Source organism: Xanthomonas sp. SHU 166 (assembly GCF_000364685.1).
In the GTDB taxonomy this organism is placed as follows: Bacteria; Pseudomonadota; Gammaproteobacteria; order Xanthomonadales; family Xanthomonadaceae; genus Xanthomonas_A; species Xanthomonas_A sontii.
Genome location: NZ_AQOJ01000146.1, coordinates 1 through 1,622, shown reverse-complemented (window position 1 = coordinate 1,622; position 1,622 = coordinate 1). Strand labels below are relative to the sequence as shown.

The 1,622-nt window shown below is 73.4% G+C and carries 1 protein-coding gene; it reads right to left on the bottom strand.

Annotation, left to right across the window (positions count from 1 at the left end; translation table 11 throughout):
- A partial coding sequence (locus tag D180_RS05555) for a DEAD/DEAH box helicase (protein WP_017912013.1) occupies positions 1-1,622 on the bottom strand: 1,622 nt, incomplete at both ends.

Below are 1,622 nucleotides of genomic sequence, written 5' to 3'. Positions count from 1 at the left end.
GCACGCGCTCGGCCAGCAGCCGCTGCGGCGCCGGCAGAGCCGACAGCGCGCACTGCAGGCCGAGCAGCGGCGCCAGCGCGCGCAGTTCGGCCTCGCCGCGCGGATCGGCGAACACCGCTTCCACCTCGCGGCCCAGTTCCGAAGACAGCGGCATGCGCCCGCCCATCCATTTCGGCACGCTGCCGTCGCCGCCCTTGGCAAGGCGCACGTAGGCGGTCATGTCCTCCAGCCGCACCAGTTCCAGCAGGCGCCCGGCGAACTGGAAGCGATCGCCGCGGCGCAGACGGCCGACGAACTGCTCCTCCACCGCGCCGAGCCGGCCGCCGCGCAGGAAGCGCACCGCGACGCTGCCATCGCTGGTGATGGTGCCGATCGACAGGCGATGACGCAGGGCGATGCGGCGGTCGTGCACGCGGTACAGGCCGTCCGCGTCCAGCATCACCTTGCGGTAGTCCGGATACTGCGCCAGCGCGCGTCCGCCCTGCACGACGAACTCCAGCACCGCCTGCCAGGTCGGCGCATCCAGCATGGCGAAGGCGGCGGTGCCGCGCACTTCGGCGTACAGCGCGTCGGCAGCGAAGCCGCCGCCCAGCGCGCAGGTGATGCAGTGCTGCGCCAGCACGTCCAGCGACAGCCGCGGCGAGGGCCGCGATTCGATGCGGCCATGGGCGATGGCGCGGCGCGCCGCGGCGTATTCGACCAGTTCCAGCGCGTGCGAGGGCACGCACAGTACGTGACCGGCCTCGCCGGGGCGGTGCTTGGCGCGGCCGGCACGCTGCAGCAGCCGCGCCACGCCCTTGGGGCTGCCGACCTGCAGCACCTGATCGACGGCGGGGAAGTCCACACCCAGGTCCAGGCTGGACGTCGCCACCACGCAGCGCAGGCTGCCGTCGCGCAGGCCTTGCTCGGCAGCGCTGCGCAGTGCGGGATCCAGCGAGCCGTGGTGCAGGGCCAGGGTGTGCGCTTCTTCCGGCCACACCGAGGTCAGCGCCTGATGCCACAGCTCGGCCTGCGCGCGGGTGTTGGTGAACAGCAGGCTGGTGCGCACCGCGAAGAGTTTTTCCAGCACCCGCGGCAATTGCGCCAGGCCCAGGTGCCCGGCCCAGGGGAAGCGCTCGCCCACCGCGGGTGCCAGCGTCTCCAGGGTCAGCGTGCGCGGCTTGACCCCGGCCACGATCGGCGCCTGCGGCAGGTGCGGCAGCAGCACGTCGCGCGCTTCGTCGAGGTTGCCGAGCGTGGCCGACAGGCCCCAGGTGCGGAGCGCCGGCGCCCACCCGCGCAGCCGCGCCAGGCCCAGCTGCAACAGCACGCCGCGCTTGTTGCCGAGCAGTTCGTGCCACTCGTCGACGATCACGCAGCGCAGCGTCGCCAGTTGCGGCGCGGTGTCGGGATAGGACAGCAGCAGCGCCAGCGATTCGGGCGTGGTCACCAGTACGTCGAGCTTGCCGCTGCGCGCCAGGCGCTTGTCGCGCGCACTGGCATCGCCGGTGCGCAGGCCGATCTGCCAGTCCAGGCCCAGCGCCTGCGCCGGTTCGCGCAGCGCGCGCACGGTGTCGGCGGCGAGCGCGCGCAACGGGGTGATCCACAGCACCTTGAGGTCGCGCTGCGCCTGCCGGCGCGTG